Genomic DNA, 21,499 nt, shown 5'->3' with positions numbered 1-21,499 from the left:
ATTTTGTAAAGTTAAAATCCTCTTCCAACCAGCTCTTCCAGCTCGGCTGCGTTTTTATTCACATCGACCAAGGAGCGAAAGTAGGTCAGCTCCAACTCCTTCAGGTTCTTTTGCGCGTCAATGAGAGTGAGGAAATCGTTCTTCTTCGTCTGATATCCGATCGTGGCCGCCTCCAGCGACTGCTCCGCCAGCGGCAGGATGCCGCTCTCGTAAAGCCGGGCCAGACGCCGCGATGATTGGAACCGGACAAGAACTTCTTTGACTCGAAGGGCGGTCTCATTGATCGCCGCTTGATGGGCGGCTTCGGCGCGGGACTGCTCGGCTTCGTTCTCCCGGATGCGGGCGTCGTATTTTTTCTTGTTGATCCAGGGGAGATTGATTTTGACCGAGGCCATCCAGCGGTTCGGACCGTCATGAACGTCCCAATAGGCCACCTCCGCCATCACATCGGGAAAAAGATCGCGGCGGGCCAATTTGATCGATTCTTCTCCGCGGCGAATCGCCAGCGCGTGCATCCGATTCTCAGGGCGGGCTTCCTCCGCTTCGCGCTGCAGCATCTCCACTGAAGGCTCAACCGCCGGGATCGTCGGGGGTTGAGGGAGACCGAGCGGCGCGTCGGAAGGTCGATTCAGGAGGGTGTTGAGCCGCGCCTCCGCCGTCTCCCGCTCCTGTTCTAACGTGACCAGCGCGTTGGAGAGATCGAGCAATTCAACCTGAGCACGCAGGATGTCTTGCTGGCCGACCGCTCCGACGGCAAACTTCTCCTGGGCGATTTGGGAGAACTTTCGGGCCAGCTCAACCTGAGTATGATGAATTTCAAGCGCCTTGTGAGCGAAGAAGAGATCGTAATACGCCTGCTTTGATTCTCGTAGTATTTTAAGGCGGACGCCGCGCGCCTCTTCGCCCGCCATCGTCCGCTCTAGGCCGGCCACGCTGCCGCGAAGCGCCCGTTTTCCGAAGAAGGGAAAACTTTGAGAGAGGGTGTACCAAGTCTCATCGGCCTTCCCGAGATTGAAATTGGAAGGAATCGACCATTGCATCACGCCGATCTGGGGATCGTCAAAAGCGCGCGCTTGTGGAATGCGCTCTTCGGCTGCGCGCTCCCGCTTTTCCGCTGCCAGGATCTCCGGGTTCTTATCGGCCACTTCCCGGAGGATGTCCTCCAAAACCAGCATCGGGGCACTTTCTATGGCAGCGGGAGCGGCGATTGACGGTTCAATGGCGTTAAAGAAAAAGATAAAGAGCAAGAGAAGTCGTTTCATCGGACCACTCCAGTTATTTTATGTGGCTAAGAAATAGAGACGAGCAATCGCCTTCTTAAGATTTTTTAGAAAGGCAATTACCAGCTAATGTGCTTGGAGTGGATCGATTTAAATCAGAAGGGTGCGGTGGAGGATAATGAGATCCCCATGAGGTTGTTGCAAGGGATGATCCGGGTCAAATATTGATGAAAAAATAGGAGGAGGGTCCTTAAGACATTGGACGATTAAAGCAAGCCCATCTTCCACAAGAATGGCCGGCGCGGGAAGTTGCGGCCCGCCATGCAGTGAGCCTTGCAGCGTCGAGAGCTGACAGAAGCTCTTGGCCAGCTCGGGCGAGGAGACATTCCGGCAAGGAATGGTGCAGCAATCTTCCGCTTTCGGAGCCCAATCCGGGACCATACAGGCGTTGGCTAACGAAAGGGTGAGAAAGGAGGCTGCCAGAGTGATGAGAACCAGCAGTTTTATATTTTTTCTATGGAACATAGGTTCACTCAAGTTCTTATGAGAAGCGTACAGGTTCAACAATTCAATGTCAAGTCCATTGCATCTAAGAAACTTCTTACTTTTAGATTTGGTATAGTCCTCGCTATCTGGAAAAATCACCAGACCTACAGATCTATTGGATTGGTACTGAAGAGGGAGTGCATTTAGCTGACAGCCTTTTTATTTCGTGCTTACGCTGAGGAGCCCGGCCGATATTAACAACTATCGGCCGGGCTCAGGATTAACCTATGCACAGCAGCACGAAGGACCTGATCCGGTAGGCGATACTTTCTCGCCCAATCCCTTCCGATGGGATGCGACGGCATAGTCCTCCTCGGCAAGAATTTCCTTCATCCGCTGAATCGTCGCGCACTCTTCATGAGCCGGTTAGTCACCCGAAGCGTCACCTCTTCCCCCTCTCGCCATCGGAGCGCGGGACCGGGAGCCGTGCCGTTGATCGTCATCGCCATCCGCTCCTGGCCGGTGATGTTGACCCGCGTTTCATCGATGACCAAGCGGTACTCCCCGGCCAGCGCCGTCGCCGAGGCGAATAAGAGCGCGATGAATGCAAGGAGTCCTCTTTTAATTCGCACCCCTTTCTTTTTCCTCATGCCGCTCGGCGCATCTGATGCGTTTTCTCGTGGCTCTTTCCTTCAGTCGATACGGCGGACGATTTTCGAATCCCCGCCAGGCGCGTCCACCTCAGCAACATGGCGTTCATCGCCACCAGGACCGTGCTTCCGGACATCGAGAGCGCCGCCGCCTCCGGGCTGATCGTGATCGGATAGAATACTCCCGCCGCCAGCGGAAAGGCAATCACGTTGTAAGCAACCGCCCAAAAGAGGTTCTGCCGCATCTTGCGTAGCGTTGCGCGGGAGAGCTCAATCGCGCCGACCACATCATACGGATCGCTCTTCATCAACACCACATCGGCGCTCTCCATCGCGACATCGGTCCCGGCGCCGATCGCGAATCCGACATCGGCTTGCGTGAGCGCCGGCGCATCGTTGACCCCGTCCCCCACCATTCCCACCTTCTTCCCCTGCGACTGAAGTTCTTTAATCTTCTCCGCCTTCTGCCCCGGCAGTACGTCGGCCAGGACGATCTCGATCCCCAGCTCCGCGGCGATCCGCTCGGCGGTCGCGCGGTTATCGCCGGTCAGCATGGCGACATGAACTCCCCGATCTCTCAATTTCTTCACCGCCTCGGCGGCGGTGGGACGGGAGGCGTCCGCGATCGCGATCAGACCGATTCCCTTTCGATCCTGAGCGACATGGGTCACCGTTCTTCCGGATCCTTGGAACCGATTCGATTCCGCATCGAGGCCGCTCATGTCGACCCCTTCTTCCTCCATCAGTCGGCGATTCCCGAGAAGCACCGACCGGCCGGAGACCTCGGCCCGCGCTCCTTTTCCCTCGATGGCGGTAAAACCTTTTGCCCGCTCCCGCTGGAGCCCTTCCGCCCGGCGGAGAATCGCCTGGGCCAGCGGGTGTTCCGATCCCTCTTCGACCGCGGCCGCCAAGGAGAGAATTTCGTCTGCGCCTCTTCCGGCGACGGTCGCCACCTCCACCACCTCCGGCTGGCCCATCGTCAAAGTTCCGGTCTTATCGAAGACAACGACATTCAGTTTGGTCGCCTCCTCTAACGCCGCGGCGTTCTTGAAGAGAATCCCGTTCATCGCGCCGAGTCCGGTTCCGACCATGACTGCCATCGGGGTGGCCAATCCCAACGCGTCGGGGCAGGCAATGACGAAGACCGTGATCGTGAGGGTCATTGCAAAGAGGAGGGGGCGGTCCGCCCATCCGTACCAAAACGCAAATGTGATCAGACCGATTCCAATCGCGGAAGCGACGAGCCACTGGGCGGCGCGATCGGCGAGAAGCTGCGCCGGGGCCTTCGAGTTCTGCGCCTCCTGGACCAGCTTCACGATCTGGGCGAGCGCGGTGTCGGCTCCGACCTTGGTGGCGCGATAGCGGAAGGTTCCACTCTTATTGATCGTGGCCCCGATCACCGTGTTGCCCGGCGCCTTACTCACCGGCATCGATTCGCCGGTGAGCATCGATTCATCGACGAGCGACGATCCGTCGACGACTTGACCGTCCACCGGGATCTTGTTCCCGGGACGGATCACGATCAAATCACCGACCTCCACCTCCGCTGTTGGGATCTCTACTTCGCGGTCGTTCCTGAAGACGGTGGCCATCGGGGGGGCAAGGTCCATCAGCGCCCGGATCGCGCTGGACGCCCCGGCGCGGGCCCGCATCTCCAGCCAGTGACCGAGCAGGATAAAGACCAGCAGAACGGAGGCCGCCTCGTAGAACTGCTCCCCTTGAAAGAAGAAGGTCGCGCCGATGCTGAAGAGGTAGCCGGTTCCGACGCTCAACACCACCAGGACCGCCATGTTCAACGCGCCGTTTCGAATCGCCCGGACGGCGGCGACCACAAAAGGCCAGCCGGGGTAGAGGATCGCGGCGCTCGCCAGCAGAAAGAGCCAGACGTTGAGATTCAAACCAAACGGGGGCGTCAGCCGGATGAAATCGATTCCCATCGGCGCATAGAGAAAAATCGGAACCGAAAAGAGTAAAGCAATCCAAAAGCGGTTGCGCATGTCGCGCGCCATCTCCGCCAGATCCATCCCGGGGCCATGCCCCATCTCGTGCGCCATCTCCGCCATCGCGGGAGCGGCTTTTGGAGCCGGCGCATGGGCGGCATGCTCCCGGTGTTCCTCCATCGGAGCCGGCATCGCCGCCTCCATCTCCGGATCTTCCGGCGCGCAGATGTGTTTGGGAACCATCTCGCCGCGGCAGTGATGGCCGCACTCCTCCACCCGTTTCTTGATCGTTTTGAGATCCATCACCGCCTCGTCATACGTCACCGTGGCGGTATCCGAGACTGGATTGACCTCCACCCGCTTCATCCCCGGCAGACGCATCAACTGCTTTTCCACGCCGCGGGCGCTCAGCGGCGAGAGGATCTCCCCGACCTCGATAGTGCTCGTCTTCATCGATGCCCTTTCGAAAGCGCTAGGCCGCCTCCGCCTTTTTCTTTTCAATTTGAAGAAATTCTTTTACCACTCCCAGCGCCCTGTCGGTTTTCTCGATCGACTTCATCGCATCTTTCTCGATCCCGGCCAGCGCTCGGATCGCATCAATCGTCTCGGGAATGACGATCGCCTGATTGTCGACCTGGTAGGTATAGTAAACTTCATTCCCCTCGACAGTAAGGACGTCTTCCCAGAGGCCCACCTCATAGAGGTCGGCCCGGGGGCGCCCCAGATCGGACATCAGCTCCTTGGTGCTGTTGATCGCCGTCACGCCATCCCCCATCCGGACAAACGCAATCCGAGGCGCCGCGCGAAACGCGGCGAGGACCTCCTCCTTTGTGGAAGATCGGGTCAGCTCGACCCACCAGGTATGGAGATGGCTGATGTTTTCCGGGGCCTTGACGGCAATGGTGACGACATTCAGATCGGGGTCGACGGTCCGCGCGTCGGGTCCTTGGTGGCTCGGGATCACCTTCTCCGGAACGATCGTGTTCATGATGCCGTCGAGGTGCGACTCCCAGGGATCGGAGGCCCGGCGGATCAGGGTCCCCCGCGCGCGCTTCAGCAGCCCCGCCTTCTTCAGCGCCGTGAGCGTGCGGACGATGGAGGTGGTGTTGCAGGAGACCACGCGGGTGATCTGCCGTCCGAGCGCTGTTTCGTAGTTCGCCTGTGCCACGAACGAATGGCCGGTCAGCGCGTGCGCCTCGCCTCCCTGAAAGATCGCTTTGACGCCTGCCTTTTCGTAACGCGCTTTGTTTCCGGCGGCGATCTTCTTGGGGGTGCAATCGACCGCCACGTCGACCCGGGAGAGAAGCTCGTCCACCGTCCCCGCGACCGGAATCCCGGAGGATCGCATCTCCGCCGCTTTCTCCGGCGCCGCCGCGAAGACGGGAATCCCCAAGATCGCCGCGGTTTTGATCCGGTAGTCGGTCATGATGTCGGCCACGCCGACCAACTCTAAATCGTCTTGTTTCCGAACCGCGTCGGCCACCCGCTTTCCGATCACGCCATAACCATTCACAGCCACCTTTACTCTGCTCATCGTACGCTCCTTATCTAAAGCCTTCACATGCATTAAATTCCGATTTTCTAGAGGACTCACTTTTCTCCATTCTGGACAAAAGAGACAGCGAACACAACCCCTCAGAAGGAGGTCGGTCCTCGATTCAGGCCTCCGGCCCCTTTCTCAGTCGCATCACAAACCAGATGAACAGGACCGCTGACACGACCATGCCGAGGGCGCTGAACGGAATCCCTCCAAGGGACTCCTTCCCCTCCAGGTGAAGCAGGCCGAACGTTGCGAGGACCACTGCCGTCAGAACCATCCCCAATATTCGTAAATCGTTCTGCCGATCAAACTCCCGCTTCATCCCTTGAATTTCCTGGGTGTCGATTTTAACGCCGATCTCTCCCTTCTCGATTTTAGCGAGCGCGTGTCTGATCTCTTCGGGAAGAGAGGCCAGGAAACCGACATGGTCCAGGAGATCGGCCTGAAGTTTTTGGAAGATCTTCGTCGGGCTGAATTGATCTTTCAAGGCGCCCATCACATAAGGTTCGAGCTCCTTGTTGAAAGCAAACTCCGGGTAGAGTTTTACGCCCATCCCCTCCGTGGTGGCGAGCGCCTTGCCGAAGAGGGCGAGATCGGCGGGAAACCGGATCCCGCTTCTCGCCCCCCGGTTGATTACCCGGAAGAAGGCCCAGGTGATGCTCGGCGGATGCTCCGTGAAGAAGAACTCGCTCAAGATGCCGGCGATGTCTCTCTGAAATCCGGCGAGGTCGCTCTCCTGATCGATCGTCGCGAGATGAAGCAGATGCCGCGTGAACCCTTCAATATCTTTATTGACGAAGGAGATCAAACAGCTCAACAGCTCCCGGCGCGACGCTTCGTCCAGATATCCGACCATCCCGAAATCGTGAAGGCAGAGCCGCCCGTCGGGCATGGCGAAGAAATTTCCTGGATGGGGATCGGCATGGAAGAATCCCGCAACGAAAAATTGTTGAAAAAAGGCGCTCACGCCGATCGCGGCGAGCCGCTTTCGATCGCCGCCGAACGTCTCGATCCGGTCGAGATCGGTGACCTTGACCCCGTGGGAGAACGAAGCGGTCAGGACCCGCTCGGTGGTCCGGTCCCAGAAGACCTTCGGAATAGTGATATCGGGATTGTCTCGGAAGATATAGCGGAACCGCTCCGCGTTGCGCCCCTCCGCCCTGAAATCGAGCTCCCTCAAGGTCCAGTCGGCGAACTCATTAATAACCCGCGTCGGCCGGTAGAGCCGCAGTTCCGGGAGGAAGCGCTCGGCCAAGCCAGCGAGGAAGAAGAGAATGTGAATATCCTGGGTAATGATCTTCTGAATCCCGGGCCGCTGGATTTTGACGGCGACCTCGGTTCCATCTTCCAGGAAAGCCCGATGGACCTGGGCCAGCGAGGCGGCGGCGACCGGTTTCTCTTCAAATGACTTGAACCGCTCCTCGGGAGCGCCGCCCAACTCCTCCCGGAGAATTTTTCTCGCCTCCTCATACGAAAAAGGAGGGGCATGGCTCTGCAACTTGGAGAACTCCTGCGAGAGGGTCTCCCCGACCAGGTCGGCGCGCATGCTCAAGATCTGTCCCAGTTTGATGAAAGTCGGTCCCAACCGCTCCAGAAGGGTTCTCAAGGCGGGGGGCGAGAGAATCGGCTGCGGTCCTTCAATTTGAGCCGGGCTCTCCTCGACGGAAGCGCCTCTGAAGAGATGCGCGATCCGATATCGAAGCGGAAGTAGATACCGGAGCCGGAGCCGATCAATGAGCATTCCTCCGCCCGATTCGACGACGATGACGAGAATCTTGCGCAGACGGTTCAGATCGGCAAGTCTCATCTTGTAAGGTCGAAGTGCCATCCGTTTTACCTTCTCAAAATTTTCTATGCGGGCTTCTTATCTGCCATGCTCCCCATAACATCACGGCCGGGCAGACCAATAAAAGCGCGATCAGAAAAGCGCTCCAGAGGGTCAGGCCAAAGAGGACCAAGACCCCCGTCGCCAACCCGATCATCATGTAAGGACAGAGCCAAGCCCAGTTACGCATGGAGACCTCCTGAAAAAATGATCATCCCTCCAGCCGACGATCTCATTTCCCTGCTCTTCGATATCGATCCTTTGACGAGCAATAAGGCTTCATACCGCATCCTTCATCTCGCGCACCCCTCCCGCCAGCAGGTCGCCGAGATCGATCGCATTGGAGGGGTGCGGAATCGTGTTACAGGTCACCACCCTCAATGCCCCCGCTTCCTGAAGATCCTCCTCAGCCCGATCGGCAAAGATCGCATGAATCCCGATACAGACCGGCTTCGAAAGTCCCGCGCGGCGCAGATGTCCGACTGTCTCAATCATGGTTCGGGCCGTAGAGATGATGTCGTCCACCAGCACCGGCGTGCAGCTTTTCCAGCGGTCGATCTCGGGAACCGAGACCTCCACCTCCCGGTCGCCGCGGCGGATCTTCTCCAAAACCAGATAGGGAGCTCCGGCCCGGGCTGCGATCTCGGAGACCCACTGCTTACTCTCGCTGTCAGGCCCGATCAGGACCGGAGAAACAATGTTGGCGCGAATCCAGGTTGAGATCAAAGGGGCGGCGTGAATCACCCGCGTAGGGATAGTGTAGATCTCCGACAGAGAGGCGCGCCGGTGCAGATGGGGATCGACTGTGACCAGCCAATCGACGGAGCCGGATAGGAGCCGAGCAAAGTAGACGGAGGTGATCCCCTCTCCGGGTTGGAACCGCCGATCCTGACGCATATAGGCAAGATAGGGCACGACCAGCCCGACCTGGGTGGCCCCGAGATCCTTTGCGGTTTGCGCCGCGAAAAAAAGCGGGATCGCCTTGGTGTCGGGCCGGTCGAGCGTACAGCAGAGGATCGCCGGGCGCCCTTTAACGGAGGTCTCGATCCGGAAATAAGATTCGCTATCGGGAAACCGTCGGAAGAGAATCTTTCCGACTTCGGCGTCGATCCGATTCGCAAGGGATGTGGCCAGATCGTCATTGCCCGGCAATGCAAACACCAGCGGTTTCATCGCGCCTCCTCGATGCGAAAGATCTCCTTTTGTCCTTCCACATAGGCCAAGGCATAGGCCATCTCGCCCGGAGACTCCGCGTGAATCGTGAAGAGCGGCTGGCCCTTTTCCACCCGGGCGCCCAGGAGGGCATGCAAATATAACCCAGCCGCGGGGGCCTGCGGCGCGCCGGAGAGCTTGGCGACTCGTGCGAGCCGGCGGTTATCGATTTGAACGACCTCGCCCGCGCGTTCGGCTTCAACCGTCCGGGTATATCCGGCGCGCTGAGGCTCCCGCATTCCACCCTGCGCTCTGCAGATCGCCTGAAATTTGCGCCATGCCCGGCCATCGTCGAGGATAGCGCGAGCTGTATGATATCCCTCTTCCGAGGGCACTCGGGAGGAGAGTTCCAAGATCGCCCCCGCGAGAGTGAGCGCCCTCTCCCGAAGGCTCTGGGGCGCCGTGGCCTCGCCGCGGAGGACGGAGAGCACGTCGCGCGCCTCCAACGCGGGACCGATCCCGCAACCGACCGGCTGGGCGCCGTCGGTGAAAACCGCTCGGATGTTCAGGCCGACCGCCCGGCCCACCACCTCCAGACGGTCGCGGAGAATTTCGGCCGCTTCAACGCTTCGCACTTTGGCCGTCTCTCCGATCGGCATGTCGATCACCACATGGGTCGACCCCGCCGCCGCTTTCTTTGAGAGAATCGAGGCGACGATTTGACCGTCGCTGTCGAGGTCCAGCGGCCGTTCCACCCGGATCAAAACGTCGTCCGCGGGGCTCAGGCGAACGGCTCCCCCCCAGATGATGCATCCCCCTTCCCGCTCCACCACGCGGCGCATGGAGGGAATGTCAAGCGCCACCGGCGCCAACGTTTCCATCGTGTCGGCGGTGCCAGCGGGAGAGGTGATCGCTCGCGAGGAGGTCTTCGGTATCGTCAGGCCGAATGCGGAGACAATCGGAACGATCAGCAGCGTCGTCCGGTTTCCGGGAAGGCCACCGATGGAATGCTTGTCCATCACCGGAGTCTGACTCCAGCTGAGGCGCTCGCCGACGCCGATCATCGCCCGGGTCAGGGCGACCATCTCCGAGGTATCGAGGCGATCCCCCGCGGAGGCGGTGATGAATGAGGCGAGATGAATATCGGAGTATCTCCCCGCAACGATGTCTTGAATGATCTCCTTCATGGCGACTTCGTCCAGCTGCTTTCCGTAAGCCTTGGCGCGGACATGGCTCAGCGATTCGAGCGGCGGCGGGTGAGAAAGGTCAATCCGGTCTCCTTCCTTCGCCCCCAAAAGTTTCCAGGCCGACTCGGACAATGCGGCCTCTCCGGGAGTCAAAAGATCGGTGTTTACGATATTGAGGGTTGCGATGATAGTATGCCCGTTATGGGCCACCTGGACGCGGGAGAGCGCTTCAAATCCTTCCGAGCGGCAGACGTGGCAATCGCGCCTCATGTAGATCACCGGCTGCTGGTATGTGTCGATCCCGATTCTCCGAAGCCGAAGCGCATGAGCGTACTTTCCTTCCTTTGAAGACATCCTTCCCTCCGCTATTTCAGGTCGGTCTTTTGCAGATAGTCCGGGATCTGGCAGCGCCAGCCGAGCTTCTCTTCAATCCGATGTCTTAAGTCATCCGCCGCGGCAGGCTCGCCATGAGTGATAAATGTTTCCCGCGGAGGCGCAGCGAAATGGCCCAGCCAGGTCATGATTTCATCGGCGTCTGCATGGCCGGAGAGATTCTCCAGGGTCGCGACTTCCGCCCTCACCGGAATGTAGGCCCCATGAATCTTCACCCCCTTGGCGCCGTTCACCATCGCCTCGCCGCGTGTCCCACCCGCCTGAAAACCGACAAAGAGAATCGCATTCCGCTCGTCGGGAGCGAAGGTTTTGAGGTGGTGGAGCACCCGTCCTCCGGTGGCCATGCCGCTGGCCGAGATCAGAATCATTGGATCTTTTAAGCCATTGACCCGTTTCGATTCCTCCACGCTATTGACCACCTGCGCGGCGCGGCACATCGCCCGGCACTGATCGGATGTTAGCCGATGTTCCTCCCGGTGATCACAGTAGAGATCGGTCGCCTCGGCCGCCATCGGGCTGTTGAGGAAGACCGGAATGTCGGGGATTTCATGCGCCGCTTTGAGAAGATGGATCAGGTAGAGCACCGCCTGGGCGCGGCCCACTGCAAAAGACGGGATCACGACGATTCCGCCGCGGCTCACGGTTCGGTTGATGATTGCCGCAAGCGCTTTCTTCGGATCGGCGGGATCGTGACGCCGGTTGCCGTAGGTCGATTCGATCACCAGGTAGTCTGTTCGGCCGATCTCCGACGGGGCGGCCATGAGGAGATCATTCGGGCGGCCGAGGTCGCCGGAGAAGAGAAGCGAAGTGTCGCCCTCCCGAAGGGAGATCATCGCGGCGCCGAGAAGATGCCCGGCAGGCTTGAACTGAAAACTAAGACCCCCTCCGAGATCGAAATCCCGTCCGAACTCGACGGTCCAAAAATGGCGGAGCGAACGTTCCGCGTCCTCCTGCGTGTAGAGCGGAAGCGCCGGGGCATGTTTGGAGAACTTTTTCTTGTTCGCGTAGGCCGCGTCCTCCTCTTGGAGAAAGCCGCTGTCCGGCAGGAGAATGCGGCAGAGATCGCGGGTGGCCGGAGTGGAATAGATCTTTCCCGAGAAACCCTTCTTGACCAACAGAGGAATGTAGCCGCTGTGGTCGAGATGGGCGTGGGTCAGGATCACCGCGTCGATCTGCCTCGGCGCGATCGGAAGCGGCTCCCAGTTTCTCAGACGCAGTTGCTTGAACCCCTGGAACAGGCCGCAGTCGATTAAAAGTTTCTTAGAGCCGGCCGCAACCAGATATTTCGAGCCGGTCACCGTCCCCGTCGCCCCCAGAAAGGTGATATCCATGTTCGGCTTTCCTCTCCCTTTAAGAGCCTTGGCTAAACCAGCCTACCTATTGGCGGCCTTCAACAGAATGGCATTGGCGGCGGCCAGCAGCACAAGGGCCAGGCCGAGCAGCCTTTTCCCCTCCGCGATTCGGACCGCACCGCTGAGGCCGAAGGCAACCACTGCGATCCACATCAGAACGGTTCCAATCATCGAACTTCTCCCGAAACACCTCTTTTTCATCTTCCAATGGACGGAAATAAAATGTCAATAAAGAGACACTTTCTCGTCCAAAATCAGCCGCGTGACCTGGTCGATGTTCTCCAGCCACCCGTCCGCGATCGCTGTCACCGACCGTTTCAATTCAACGCTGAGGCCTTCACTTGTGCGAACTTCGATCGCCGCGACCTGCGGCTGGTCCGTCGGCTCTCCAATCGCCGACAATAGCTTGACGCTCACCTCCTCGACCTCCTCGTGGATCTCGCGCGCCATCAGGAGGGCGAGAACATTGTAGATCTTCCCGACATGCGAGACGGGGTTCTTCCCCGCGGCCGCCTCCAGCGACATCTCGCGTCCCGGCGTGATCAAGCTGTTCACTCGGTTACCGCGACCGACCTGGCCGTCATCCCCCATCTCGGCGCTCAATCCCGATACGGTCAGATAGACGCCCCGTTCATCCCGCGCCGCGGGATCATCGAGGGTGTTGATTCGGATCACGGCCGGCGCGCCGAGGTGATCGGCGAGGTAGTCGTGGATTGCCTTCTTGATTATGAAGTAGCGTTCGATCCCTTCGACGTATCGGTCGATGAGGGCAAGCGCGATCGTGAAGGAAAGATCGCCGTTCACGCGATGCCCCATGATCTTGTAGTCGTCTCCTGCGGCGCGGAACGATGTCCTGAACGCGGACGATTGGATCAACTGCGACAGTTTTAGGACCCGCTGCTCCAACCGGGAGTAGGGGGCATAGCCGCACCCGAAGGAGGTATCGTTCGCCAGTGGCGCGCCATCACCGCGCCGGAAGACCTCTTTTAAGTTCGCGCTCCCTTCTTTGATTTCGGTCATGATCTCGAAGTATTTCAGGTCGCACCGGATATTTTCCTCCAAATATCCGCGCGCGGCATCCGAGACGATTTTCTTGATATCCAACTTCGGATCGGAATTGGTGGCCCGGCCGCAGATGAAGATCTTGATCGGATCTATCCAATGTCCGCCGCCGAACCGAGGGGCGCTTTGGCCCGCTACGAGCAACCCTTTGTCCAGATTATGATGCAAAACGGCGCCGTAGGTCCGAATATAAGCCGAGGATACCGCGCGGGATGCGGCCTCACAGACTCCGTCGGCGATCGTGTCGGGATGCCCGATCCCCTTACACTCGCACATCTCGACTTCCTCCTCCTCGATCCGTGGACGAGCCATCGGATTGACGACGATCTTCCGATCAATCATCGCTCACCGGGCTCCTCTTTGAGGCTTGTCCGCTTCCTGTTTAGCGCCGCCCTCTGAGAGACGCGGGAAAAAAGCCGGCGTATTCGCCATATAACGGGCATATGCCTCGCCGAACTCCGCCAGGACCTCCCGCTCTTCCCGCCGAGCGAGACGGACATACATGAAGACCAGAATCGGAAACATGACCAGTGTCAAAATCGTCGGCCATTGCAGCAGGAATCCGAACAGGATCAGGACAAACCCTGCGTACTGCGGATGACGAATCTTCGCGTAGGGGCCTGAGGTCGCCAGGGTGTGGCTGCTTTGGGCTTCATAGAGGACCTTCCAGGCGGCGGAGAGGAGAATAAACCCACCGAAGATCAGAAAATTGCTGAGCAGATGAAATGGCCCGAAATGCGGATTGGCGCGCCAGCCGAAAAGGATCTCGAGTAGGTGCCCGGAATCATGCGAGAGCCAGTTCACACCGGGGTAGCGGCTTTGCAGCCAACCGGAAAGGAGATAAATCGTCAAAGGAAAGCCGTACATCTCCGTGAAGAGCGCGACGATGAACGCCGAGAAAGCGCCGAAGGAGCGCCAGTCCCGCTTCGTGCGGGGATGCGTGAAGCTAAAGGCAAAAATGATGAAGATCAGCGAGTTGATAATTACCAGCGGCCAGAGGCCGTATGCGGATGATTCGTTCATGGCTTATCTCCTTTCGTGTGATCGGTTGAAGCGGCTCCGTCATGTCCTCCATGCATAAACAAGTGAAGAAACGGGCAGGCGAGCAACAACAGATAGGGGAGAATCCCAAAGAAGTGGGCTCGGTGCTCCGACAGCAGGAAGAAAGCGGCAATCAGTAGAAAGGCGATCAGCGCCAGATTAAACCGACTGCTCTTACGGTCTTGTGAAGGATGTTGCGTCTCCATTTCTTTCCCCCTGTTTCAAGATTTTAAGTTCTGTTCAATCGACGGAAATCTTTGCCCGCTTCAACATCGCCGAGTTTACAATGACCGAAAGCGAGCTGAGCGCCATCGCCGCCCCGGCGATGATCGGGTTAAGATAGCCAAACGCCGCCACCGGAACACCGATGGTGTTATAGATGAACGCCCAGAAAAGGTTCTGTTTGATCTTCCGCATGGTCGCTCGGGAAAGCCGAATCCCCGCCACGACATCCCGGACATCGTTCTTGACCAGGATGATCCCGCCGGTCTCCTTCGCCACGTCGGAGCCGGAGCCGATGGCGATTCCGATGTCGGCGGCGGCGAGCGCCGGGGCGTCGTTCACGCCGTCTCCGACCATCGCCACCACCTTTCCTTTTTTCTGAAGGTCCTGAACGACCCGCGCTTTATCCCCCGGGAGGACCTCAGCGATCACCTCCTGAATCCCAACCTCCCTTGCAATGGCCCGGGCCGTCTGCTGGTTATCGCCGGTGAGCAGAATCACCTCGACCTTCTCCCGAAGCAGGGCGGCGACTGCCTCCTTCGCTTCCGGCTTCAGTGTGTCGGCAACGGCGACGATCCCTGCAAGGGCTCCATCACACCCCACCAGCATGGCGGTCTTCCCCTCCGATTCCAAGCGGGTCATCGCCTCTTCCGCCCGAGAGGAATCGATTCCCTCCCGTTTGAAGAGACGGCGGGCGCCGAGCAGAATGACCCGGCCCTCGATGACGCCTCGGATCCCATAACCGGGGATCGCCTCAAACTGCGTCACCTTGGAGAGTTCCAAGCTCCGATGCTTCGCCGCGCGGACAATCGCTTCTCCCAGCGGGTGCTCGGAGCCGACCTCGACAGCCGCCGCCATCCGCAAGGTTTCCGTTTCGGTATGAGCGCCGAAGGAGAGGATGTCGGTCACATTCGGCTCCCCGCGCGTGAGGGTGCCGGTCTTGTCAAAGATGACGGCGGTCAGCTTCTCCGCGCGCTCCAAGACCTCTCCGCCGCGGATCAAGATCCCTCCCTCGGCTCCCTTCCCCACGCCGACCATCAGCGCCGCCGGCGTCGCAATCCCCAGGGCGCAAGGGCAGGCGATGATCAGCACCGCGATGAAGGCAAGCAGACCCTGCGGAAAGTTTCCCGAAATCCACCAGAGGGCAAATGAGAGGGTCGCCACGCCGACCACGGCCGGGACAAAGTAGCCGGTGACCTGATCAGCGAGCCGCTGGATCGGCGCGCTGGTCGCCTGCGCCTCTTCGACCATTTTGATGATTTGCGCAAGCGCCGTCTCCGATCCGACCCGTGTCGCCGTGAATCGGAAAAGCCCCGTCCGGTTCAAGGTTCCACCGATGACCGAAGATCCCGGCGTTTTCTCCACCGGCATCGACTCTCCGGTCAGCATCGATTCGTCGACGGCCGAGCGCCCCTCCAGGACGACTCCATCCGTCGGAATCTTCTCGCCGGGCCGGACAATCACGATCTCATCGACCATCACCGTCTCGGCGGGGACCTCCATCTCGACCCTTTCTCGAAGGACATGGGCGGTCGCCGGTTTTAAATCCATCAATTTTCGGACCGCCGCGGAGGAGCGCTTCTTGATCATCTCCTCCATGTACTTCCCAAGCAGAACAAAGGCGATGATGACGGCGGAAACCTCAAAGTAGACCGCCCGCTCTTCGACCGGAACCGGGAGGACCCAGGGAAAGAAAATCACCGCGACGCTGTAGAGATAGGCGACGCTGGTCCCAAGCGCGATCAGGAAGTCCATATTGATGGTTCGACTCTTAATCGCATTCCAAGAGCCGACGTAGAACGACCAGCCGCCGATAAACTGAACCGGCGTCACCAGAATGAAGAGCCACATCCCCCAGGTAAACCAGGGGAGCTGCGGAATCGGCGCCCAGGTAACGATGGTGGCGCCGGCGGCCAGCGCAATGAAAGCGGCGGCGCGAAGAACCGCGAGCGCCAATACGCCGGTGAGCGCAATCGTCACCCGGGTTTTCATCGACTTCAATTCCGCCTCCGGAGATTCAAACGTCCGCTGACAGCCAACGCTGCAGAAATAATAGGTCCGACCGCTCCGCTCCGAATGAAGCGCCGTTGCTTTATCCACCACCATCCCGCAGATCGGGTCTTTCACCATCCCGGACGACTTGGGAGCGCGGGGACCGGACTGCGGCGCCTCTCCCGCGCCCCCTCCCTTGATGTAGTCGGTGGGAGTCGCTTCGAACTTCTGCAGACAGGAAGACGAGCAGAAATAATAGGTCGTCCCTTTGTAGACGGCCTTTCCTACCGCGCTCTTCTCATCCACTTTCATTCCGCAGACCGGATCGGTTGTCATCGTGTCGCCTCGACTCTTCGTTTATGCGCTGAATGGGTCCGCTCATCACCGTCATGAAACAGATTGTTAAGCTGGGTATAGAGCGCTCCAACCAAAAAGCCCCAGACTGCGAAAACAAACAGGGGATAAACGAACATCAGAAAGGTGAAAGGCAAAGGTGGCCCGAGCTTGTTAAAATCAATTCCGTGAAACAGGGCATTCAAGAACGCGATGCCTTGTTCAGGAAACAACGCGTACAAGACCGCGCAGACTGTATATGTAATTGTCACGGTCAGCGCCAGGGTAAACCCGGCTCTCCAAGGATTTGTCTTCATCTCACTTCTCCTTTCTTTTCTTTACTGTATTCCACGCCTCAATGGCCATGAGGATCGGCGCCTTCAGGGGCGGCTTCTTCCGATCCCTTCGGGGTCGTTTTTGGAGCCGCTTTGGTTTCTCCCTCCGTCTTGCCTTTTCCGGCGGGGCCTCCCATCATCCCCATGCCCATCATCGGTCCCATTTCCATCATCATCGATTCCATCTTCTGCCGCTGCTCGGGGGTGAGAATTCCTTTCATCTGCTGCGTCAGAGCAAGATGACTGACCTCCAGATCGGCCATCGCGGTGTATTTTTCCTTCACCTTCGCTTTAACCTTCTCTAAATCAATCGGATCGGAAAGGGTCAGCTCCTTGATTTCGACATTGGCCATCTCGGTTTTCGAGAGGAGCGGGATCGCTTCTTTCTGGTGTTTGAGCTTGAGCGATTCGATTTTCTTTTTTTGATCGGGGGTGAGATCGAGGCGGGACATGGCCTGCATCATCTTCATCATTTCCATCATCCCGGCATCCATGCCATGCATCCCCATCATTTTCTGCATCATCGGCATTCCGCCGCCCATTCCCTCTCCCATCATCCCTCCTTTTCCTTCTCCGCCCCCTTGCATTTCGGCGAAGGAAGTCAGTGGGACCGCGAGAAAAATGAAGAGGGCCAGACAGAAAATTGAGGTGATCGACTTTTTCATTGCTTCCTCCCTATTTTGTTTGTGCCAGTCATGTGAAATCAAATTGAACAGACTCTTTCTACAAACCCATTTTGTGGCAATACGAATGTAAGGGCAATCCCCCAAAAGGGGCGTTCGAGGGGAAAAGAAGCCCCCATCGTCTGAATCCCGGCGGCATTTGTATGCGCCAGCCGGGATTCAGACCGGTATTTATGCGCCGCAGCAAGAACACTCCGCACCGCGTCGGTCTGGACGTTTCTCGCCTGATTCTGTTTGCACCGATGCAACAGGGTAATTTATCCCGGCAAGGGCCTCTCTCATCCGGTCGATCGTAATGCGCGTCTTATCATAATTAACTTCCAACTGCTTGGATGGAATATCGACGGAAACCTGATTCACGCCAACTAATGGATGGAGCGCTTGAGTGATTGTCTCCACGCAGTGGCTGCAAGAGATTTTAGGAATGTTAAAGGTAAGCTGTGCCATGATGTCCTCCGTATTATTGGGATTAAGGTTTGGGGTTCTATAGGTAGAGACGAAAACTTATAGATTTGGTTACACCTCTTTTCATGGGATGTTCTTCTTCTGCGTTAATAGACGGACAATTTTAGGCAAAATTACACTTTTATGATCGGGCTGGGCTTCTGGAGGATTTCAATTAAGAAGGAAAGCGTCTCATGCGTTCAAGCGCATGGGGTTGAGAAAATTAGGTCTTGGCTCTGGCTAGATTTGATCCTTCCGACAAGTACAATCGAGACAGCCGTGTTTGGCGCACGACCGGCAGGTTTCTTCTAATCGTTGGAGGAGGGCCTGACGCGCTCGGTGCCTCCGCACCTTCAGGTTATTGGATGTAATGCCGAGCTTTTTTGCCATCTGTATAGGATTTCCGTGAGCCAGATCCAATGCCTCAATCAACTCGGCATATTCGGGTTTGAGGGTTGGGATCAAATCCCGAAAGCAGGTACAAAGGTTGGCCTCCTCCTCAGGCGTGATAGCCAAATCATGGTCTTCAGTATACGGTTCCAGATGTTGTGCCTCAATGTGCTTGCGACGGTAGGCATCGACAATGGCATTGTTCAGGATCCTGTAGAACCAGGGAAAGAGCTTCTCATCCTCTCTTAGGTCCGGCGCCGCCCGAAGTGCTTTAAGCAAGCTATCCTGGAGCACATCCTCCGCCAACTCCGGATTGGAGAGTTTCTTACGAACGTAACTGAGGAGCCTCTCCCGATTACTCAAGAGCTTGGATAGGACTTCGTCTTTCATCGCTTCATCCATGTGCAGGTGTAAACCTCATCATTAAATAGGACTGACTGATCAACCGGCAGACCGTGCTGGCCTCTGACTACCTTATCAGCCCCGCTGATGCTCATAAAAAACCATCTCAACGCGAATTTTAGACTGACTTGCCGATTATGGACTGATCCATAGAGATATAATACACTCCGTCTGACGGTACGGAGTCAAAGACCGCGTTCTTACTCATCCTCTGGATTCGTGCTGCACTTGGAGCAGCGGTGCATTCCCCCCATGGCCGCTCCCATCAGATCATAGAGATATTCCCGCTCGCCTTCATCGACCCAATGAAAATAAGAGCCTTCCCAATCTTTCAAATAAACGGCTCTCAAGAAGAGATAAACGGACATCTGCTCATCGAGCCCTTCCCTTTTCAACGCCTGCTTAATCCACTTCATGACCGCCCCATGAGAGGGTGCCTGATACGCCTGGAGCGCGTCATCCGCCGCGGTGAGGATGCGATGAAATTTATAAAAGTCGCGCGGATGGCTGTTCAGATATTCGGTTGCGATCCTTTCCAAGCCGAGCATATTTAATTTGCGATCGGTAATGGGAATTTCATTGTAGGCTGGACCAGACCTACAGGAAGTTGATAGAAGCAGTATCATGAGTCACAGGAATAAGATTCCTACTTTTCCTCTATATTCAAGAGAGAATACATCGAATGAACCTTTTCTATTATTAAGTTTTCTCCAAACTGCTAACCGCATGGCCAGAGCGTAAAACATCAATTGTTCAAGTGGATCCTTTACCAAAGCGGAAAAAGAAAGCGACACAGTTTCGGGATGTGAAAGATTGGAAGACATCACTGGTCTTATCCAGGAAATCCGCACTGTTTTGAACCGCTGCACCCTGAGAAGTCTGTGTTTCTGTATCGTTACCGGGAGAGCTGATGCGCTGCCTATCTGGCTGCGAGGCTTGGTCTTTGACCGTGTCCGTTTCATGTTCTTTCCTCTTATAAGATTCATTTATGATGGCAGACGATTACAGTGTCAATCTATCCAATGGGGTAAAACGAAAGTCGCTCGAATCTGGCATTACGATACGCCAGGCTATCTATTAGATCAACTATCTCCATTTAAAGTCACGTCTCGATTAAGCAATGGGAAGGACTACGCCGGAGTTTGTTTTTCATAAGATTGATCGGACCTCTCATTCGAAATTCCCTCAACGGCCGTTTCCCGATGGTCTAAATTTAACTGAACATTCAGTAAGCGGAATGGAAGTCCCATTTTCCTAGATCCTCCTTTTTCTTTCTTCCAATCTCGGGCCGACCCCCTACCTTTCCTTCAATTGCCATCGCCCGGACCAGCCCTTCACGGAATTAACCCATGCGGCTCTCCCTGTCAGCGCCGTTCCCTTCCTAACCGCTCTTCATTCGAGTTTTCGAGATTTTTGAGAGAGTTTTAGCGCGCGCGGAATCCCCGCGCAGGGGCGGCCGGAAAGGAGGGCGGGTTAGGGGTGGGGCGGATCGGCCGACGCCGGCGGGGAGAGCTCGGGGCACGGCTGGAAATCGGAAAACTTGCACGGGGCTTACTGAATGTTCAGTTAATTTGGATCGGGAGGGGGAGAGGCAAGTCGATAAGAAAGGATTTGGTTTTCCCCTCTGATTGGGAATAAACATACGACTTCCATTCCGCTTACTGAACATTCAGCAATAAATAGATCGAAAACCCTGGGATCGTTCGACCGGCGGTGGCGAGTCGTTTATTTTTTTATTGTGTTCTACATAGATTCTATGTATGATCTATGTAGATATGAACGAATACCGATTTGAAGAAATCTGGTCCAAGGGATCCTCGGCTTTGAGGCTGAGCGCAAAGATGCACCGCGGCGAATGGGGCGTCTGGTTAGAAGTATGTCGGGCGATGAAAGGGATGGAACGAAAGATTCCGTCGAAAGGAGAGCGCAAATACAACTGGGAGGAGAAGTTAGTCTTCCGTCTTTCCGAGAAGGACCTCTCCCAGATCGGCAGCCACCTTGAAGCGCCCCAAAAGGGGGTCTTGGTCGACTTATTTCACCACTTTGGCGAAAAGAAAAAGCAGCTTCAGGTCACAATGGACGGCCCTGACCGCTTTTTCCTCAAGGCGCAGGAGACAGCAGTCTCTTCTATACCAAAAGAAATAAAGGGCGATCGCACCGAGTCAATTGTCGTTCTCCTTGATGGCGCGGATCTTTGGGGATTTAAAGAATGTATCAAAATTGCTTATAGGGGATTAATATGCAACAAAGGAAGTGGATTCGTAGAACAGGCGATATGAGACATGTAAAAAAGGTCGACCATCTTCCAAAGGACGGAAGATTCCTTCGACTTCGGCAATTTCTCTTCGCATGTCATGCTCCGCTTGAGGAGATTAAAACCTACAGCAACGCGATTCAATACCTGCTCAGCCGCGGAAAGATCACTGCAATCGCGAAACCCGGCCGGCAGCGTGCTACAGTGCGGTACGATAAAAACGAAACGACGCTTGTTTCTACGATGGTCGCTTTGCATCGAAAGGGGTACGAATGGGATGCGGCTCAGGCGATTGCGGCCAGCCGGCTCAATAAACAGTCCGATCAGCAGGATCGACTCTTTTGAAAATTAAAAAACGACAATATGCTTCGGACGAGAATCTTCCCTTCGTGCGGAAGCAATACTTGCTTCGGAGAGATCAGGCCGAGGCGCTTAAACGCTGGCATGATAAGACACATGATCCGGCCGTTGATTTGGTGCGAAGCGCGATAGATGAGAAGATTGCGGCGGAGGAACGGCGTCTCGGAATCCGCCTGAAGACCGTCAAATAATAAAACGGCCGCAATAGGTTTGCTCAAATTCATTTGAGACCTACA

General features: G+C 56.9%; 23 protein-coding genes. 3 read left to right on the top strand and 20 right to left on the bottom strand.

The window, feature by feature from the left end:
• Positions 1-11 precede the first annotated feature (11 nt).
• From HY282_07195 to HY282_07100, 20 genes are all read right to left on the bottom strand, one after another.
• Positions 12-1,262: a TolC family protein gene (locus HY282_07195; protein ID MBI3803533.1), complete on the bottom strand. Its 1,251-nt coding sequence runs from the start codon at positions 1,260-1,262 to the stop codon at positions 12-14.
• 108 nt (positions 1,263-1,370) lie between these two features.
• Positions 1,371-1,865: a hypothetical protein gene (locus HY282_07190; protein MBI3803532.1), complete on the bottom strand. Its 495-nt coding sequence runs from the start codon at positions 1,863-1,865 to the stop codon at positions 1,371-1,373.
• Between the two features lie 230 nt (positions 1,866-2,095).
• A complete protein-coding gene (locus HY282_07185) occupies positions 2,096-2,356 on the bottom strand; it encodes a multicopper oxidase domain-containing protein (GenBank protein ID MBI3803531.1) in 261 nt (86 codons plus the stop codon).
• Positions 2,353-4,749, bottom strand: coding sequence for a copper-translocating P-type ATPase (locus tag HY282_07180; protein MBI3803530.1), 2,397 nt, complete (start codon positions 4,747-4,749; stop codon positions 2,353-2,355). The genes HY282_07185 and HY282_07180 overlap by 4 nt, the downstream gene beginning before the upstream one ends.
• Positions 4,750-4,768: 19 nt before the next feature.
• Entirely contained in the window at positions 4,769-5,830 is a 1,062-nt protein-coding gene (locus tag HY282_07175; GenBank protein MBI3803529.1) for a type II glyceraldehyde-3-phosphate dehydrogenase, read from the bottom strand.
• 124 nt (positions 5,831-5,954) lie between these two features.
• Positions 5,955-7,664 (bottom strand): AarF/ABC1/UbiB kinase family protein, encoded by a 1,710-nt coding sequence (locus tag HY282_07170; protein MBI3803528.1) that lies wholly within the window; start codon positions 7,662-7,664, stop codon positions 5,955-5,957.
• 13 nt (positions 7,665-7,677) lie between these two features.
• Positions 7,678-7,851 carry a hypothetical protein gene (locus HY282_07165; GenBank protein MBI3803527.1) on the bottom strand — a complete coding sequence of 58 codons (174 nt, stop codon included), beginning with the start codon at positions 7,849-7,851 and terminating at the stop codon, positions 7,678-7,680.
• An 89-nt stretch (positions 7,852-7,940) separates the two neighbouring features.
• Positions 7,941-8,834 (bottom strand): ribose-phosphate pyrophosphokinase, encoded by an 894-nt coding sequence (locus HY282_07160; protein MBI3803526.1) that lies wholly within the window; start codon positions 8,832-8,834, stop codon positions 7,941-7,943.
• Entirely contained in the window at positions 8,831-10,354 is a 1,524-nt protein-coding gene (locus HY282_07155) for a thymidine phosphorylase family protein (GenBank protein ID MBI3803525.1), read from the bottom strand. Before HY282_07155 ends, HY282_07160 begins: the two co-directional genes overlap by 4 nt.
• 11 nt (positions 10,355-10,365) lie before the next feature.
• Positions 10,366-11,724 carry an MBL fold metallo-hydrolase gene (locus tag HY282_07150; protein ID MBI3803524.1) on the bottom strand — a complete coding sequence of 453 codons (1,359 nt, stop codon included), beginning with the start codon at positions 11,722-11,724 and terminating at the stop codon, positions 10,366-10,368.
• 42 nt (positions 11,725-11,766) lie between these two features.
• Entirely contained in the window at positions 11,767-11,916 is a 150-nt protein-coding gene (locus HY282_07145) for a hypothetical protein (protein ID MBI3803523.1), read from the bottom strand.
• A 54-nt stretch (positions 11,917-11,970) separates the two neighbouring features.
• Positions 11,971-13,149, bottom strand: coding sequence for a methionine adenosyltransferase (locus HY282_07140; protein MBI3803522.1), 1,179 nt, complete (start codon positions 13,147-13,149; stop codon positions 11,971-11,973).
• 3 nt (positions 13,150-13,152) lie between these two features.
• On the bottom strand, positions 13,153-13,830 hold the full coding sequence (locus tag HY282_07135; GenBank protein MBI3803521.1) for an isoprenylcysteine carboxylmethyltransferase family protein: 678 nt from the start codon (positions 13,828-13,830) through the stop codon (positions 13,153-13,155).
• On the bottom strand, positions 13,827-14,054 hold the full coding sequence (locus HY282_07130; protein ID MBI3803520.1) for a DUF2933 domain-containing protein: 228 nt from the start codon (positions 14,052-14,054) through the stop codon (positions 13,827-13,829). The genes HY282_07135 and HY282_07130 overlap by 4 nt, the downstream gene beginning before the upstream one ends.
• Before the next feature lie 34 nt (positions 14,055-14,088).
• Positions 14,089-16,398 carry a heavy metal translocating P-type ATPase gene (locus HY282_07125; protein MBI3803519.1) on the bottom strand — a complete coding sequence of 770 codons (2,310 nt, stop codon included), beginning with the start codon at positions 16,396-16,398 and terminating at the stop codon, positions 14,089-14,091.
• The gene (locus HY282_07120) at positions 16,395-16,712 is read right to left on the bottom strand and encodes a hypothetical protein (protein MBI3803518.1); all 318 of its coding nucleotides are present in this window, start codon (positions 16,710-16,712) and stop codon (positions 16,395-16,397) included. Before HY282_07120 ends, HY282_07125 begins: the two co-directional genes overlap by 4 nt.
• 38 nt (positions 16,713-16,750) lie before the next feature.
• Positions 16,751-17,395 (bottom strand): Spy/CpxP family protein refolding chaperone, encoded by a 645-nt coding sequence (locus tag HY282_07115; GenBank protein MBI3803517.1) that lies wholly within the window; start codon positions 17,393-17,395, stop codon positions 16,751-16,753.
• A 189-nt stretch (positions 17,396-17,584) separates the two neighbouring features.
• A complete protein-coding gene (locus HY282_07110; GenBank protein MBI3803516.1) occupies positions 17,585-17,860 on the bottom strand; it encodes a heavy-metal-associated domain-containing protein in 276 nt (91 codons plus the stop codon).
• A 237-nt stretch (positions 17,861-18,097) separates the two neighbouring features.
• On the bottom strand, positions 18,098-18,637 hold the full coding sequence (locus HY282_07105) for a sigma-70 family RNA polymerase sigma factor (protein ID MBI3803515.1): 540 nt from the start codon (positions 18,635-18,637) through the stop codon (positions 18,098-18,100).
• A 212-nt stretch (positions 18,638-18,849) separates the two neighbouring features.
• Positions 18,850-19,197: a hypothetical protein gene (locus tag HY282_07100; GenBank protein MBI3803514.1), complete on the bottom strand. Its 348-nt coding sequence runs from the start codon at positions 19,195-19,197 to the stop codon at positions 18,850-18,852.
• Positions 19,198-20,409: 1,212 nt separating this feature from the next.
• Between HY282_07100 and HY282_07095 the strand changes: the two genes are divergently transcribed.
• From HY282_07095 to HY282_07085, 3 genes are read left to right on the top strand one after another with little or no spacing between them, the layout of a single operon-like run.
• The gene (locus tag HY282_07095) at positions 20,410-20,928 is read left to right on the top strand and encodes a hypothetical protein (protein MBI3803513.1); all 519 of its coding nucleotides are present in this window, start codon (positions 20,410-20,412) and stop codon (positions 20,926-20,928) included.
• Positions 20,925-21,248 carry a hypothetical protein gene (locus HY282_07090; protein MBI3803512.1) on the top strand — a complete coding sequence of 108 codons (324 nt, stop codon included), beginning with the start codon at positions 20,925-20,927 and terminating at the stop codon, positions 21,246-21,248. The genes HY282_07095 and HY282_07090 overlap by 4 nt, the downstream gene beginning before the upstream one ends.
• On the top strand, positions 21,245-21,454 hold the full coding sequence (locus HY282_07085; protein ID MBI3803511.1) for a hypothetical protein: 210 nt from the start codon (positions 21,245-21,247) through the stop codon (positions 21,452-21,454). The genes HY282_07090 and HY282_07085 overlap by 4 nt, the downstream gene beginning before the upstream one ends.
• Positions 21,455-21,499 lie beyond the last annotated feature (45 nt).

This window comes from Candidatus Manganitrophaceae bacterium, assembly GCA_016200325.1.
Classification (GTDB): Bacteria; Nitrospirota; Nitrospiria; order SBBL01; family Manganitrophaceae; genus Manganitrophus.
The sequence above is the reverse complement of the archived record's forward strand: the minus strand, read 5'-3'. Positions and strand labels throughout refer to the sequence as shown.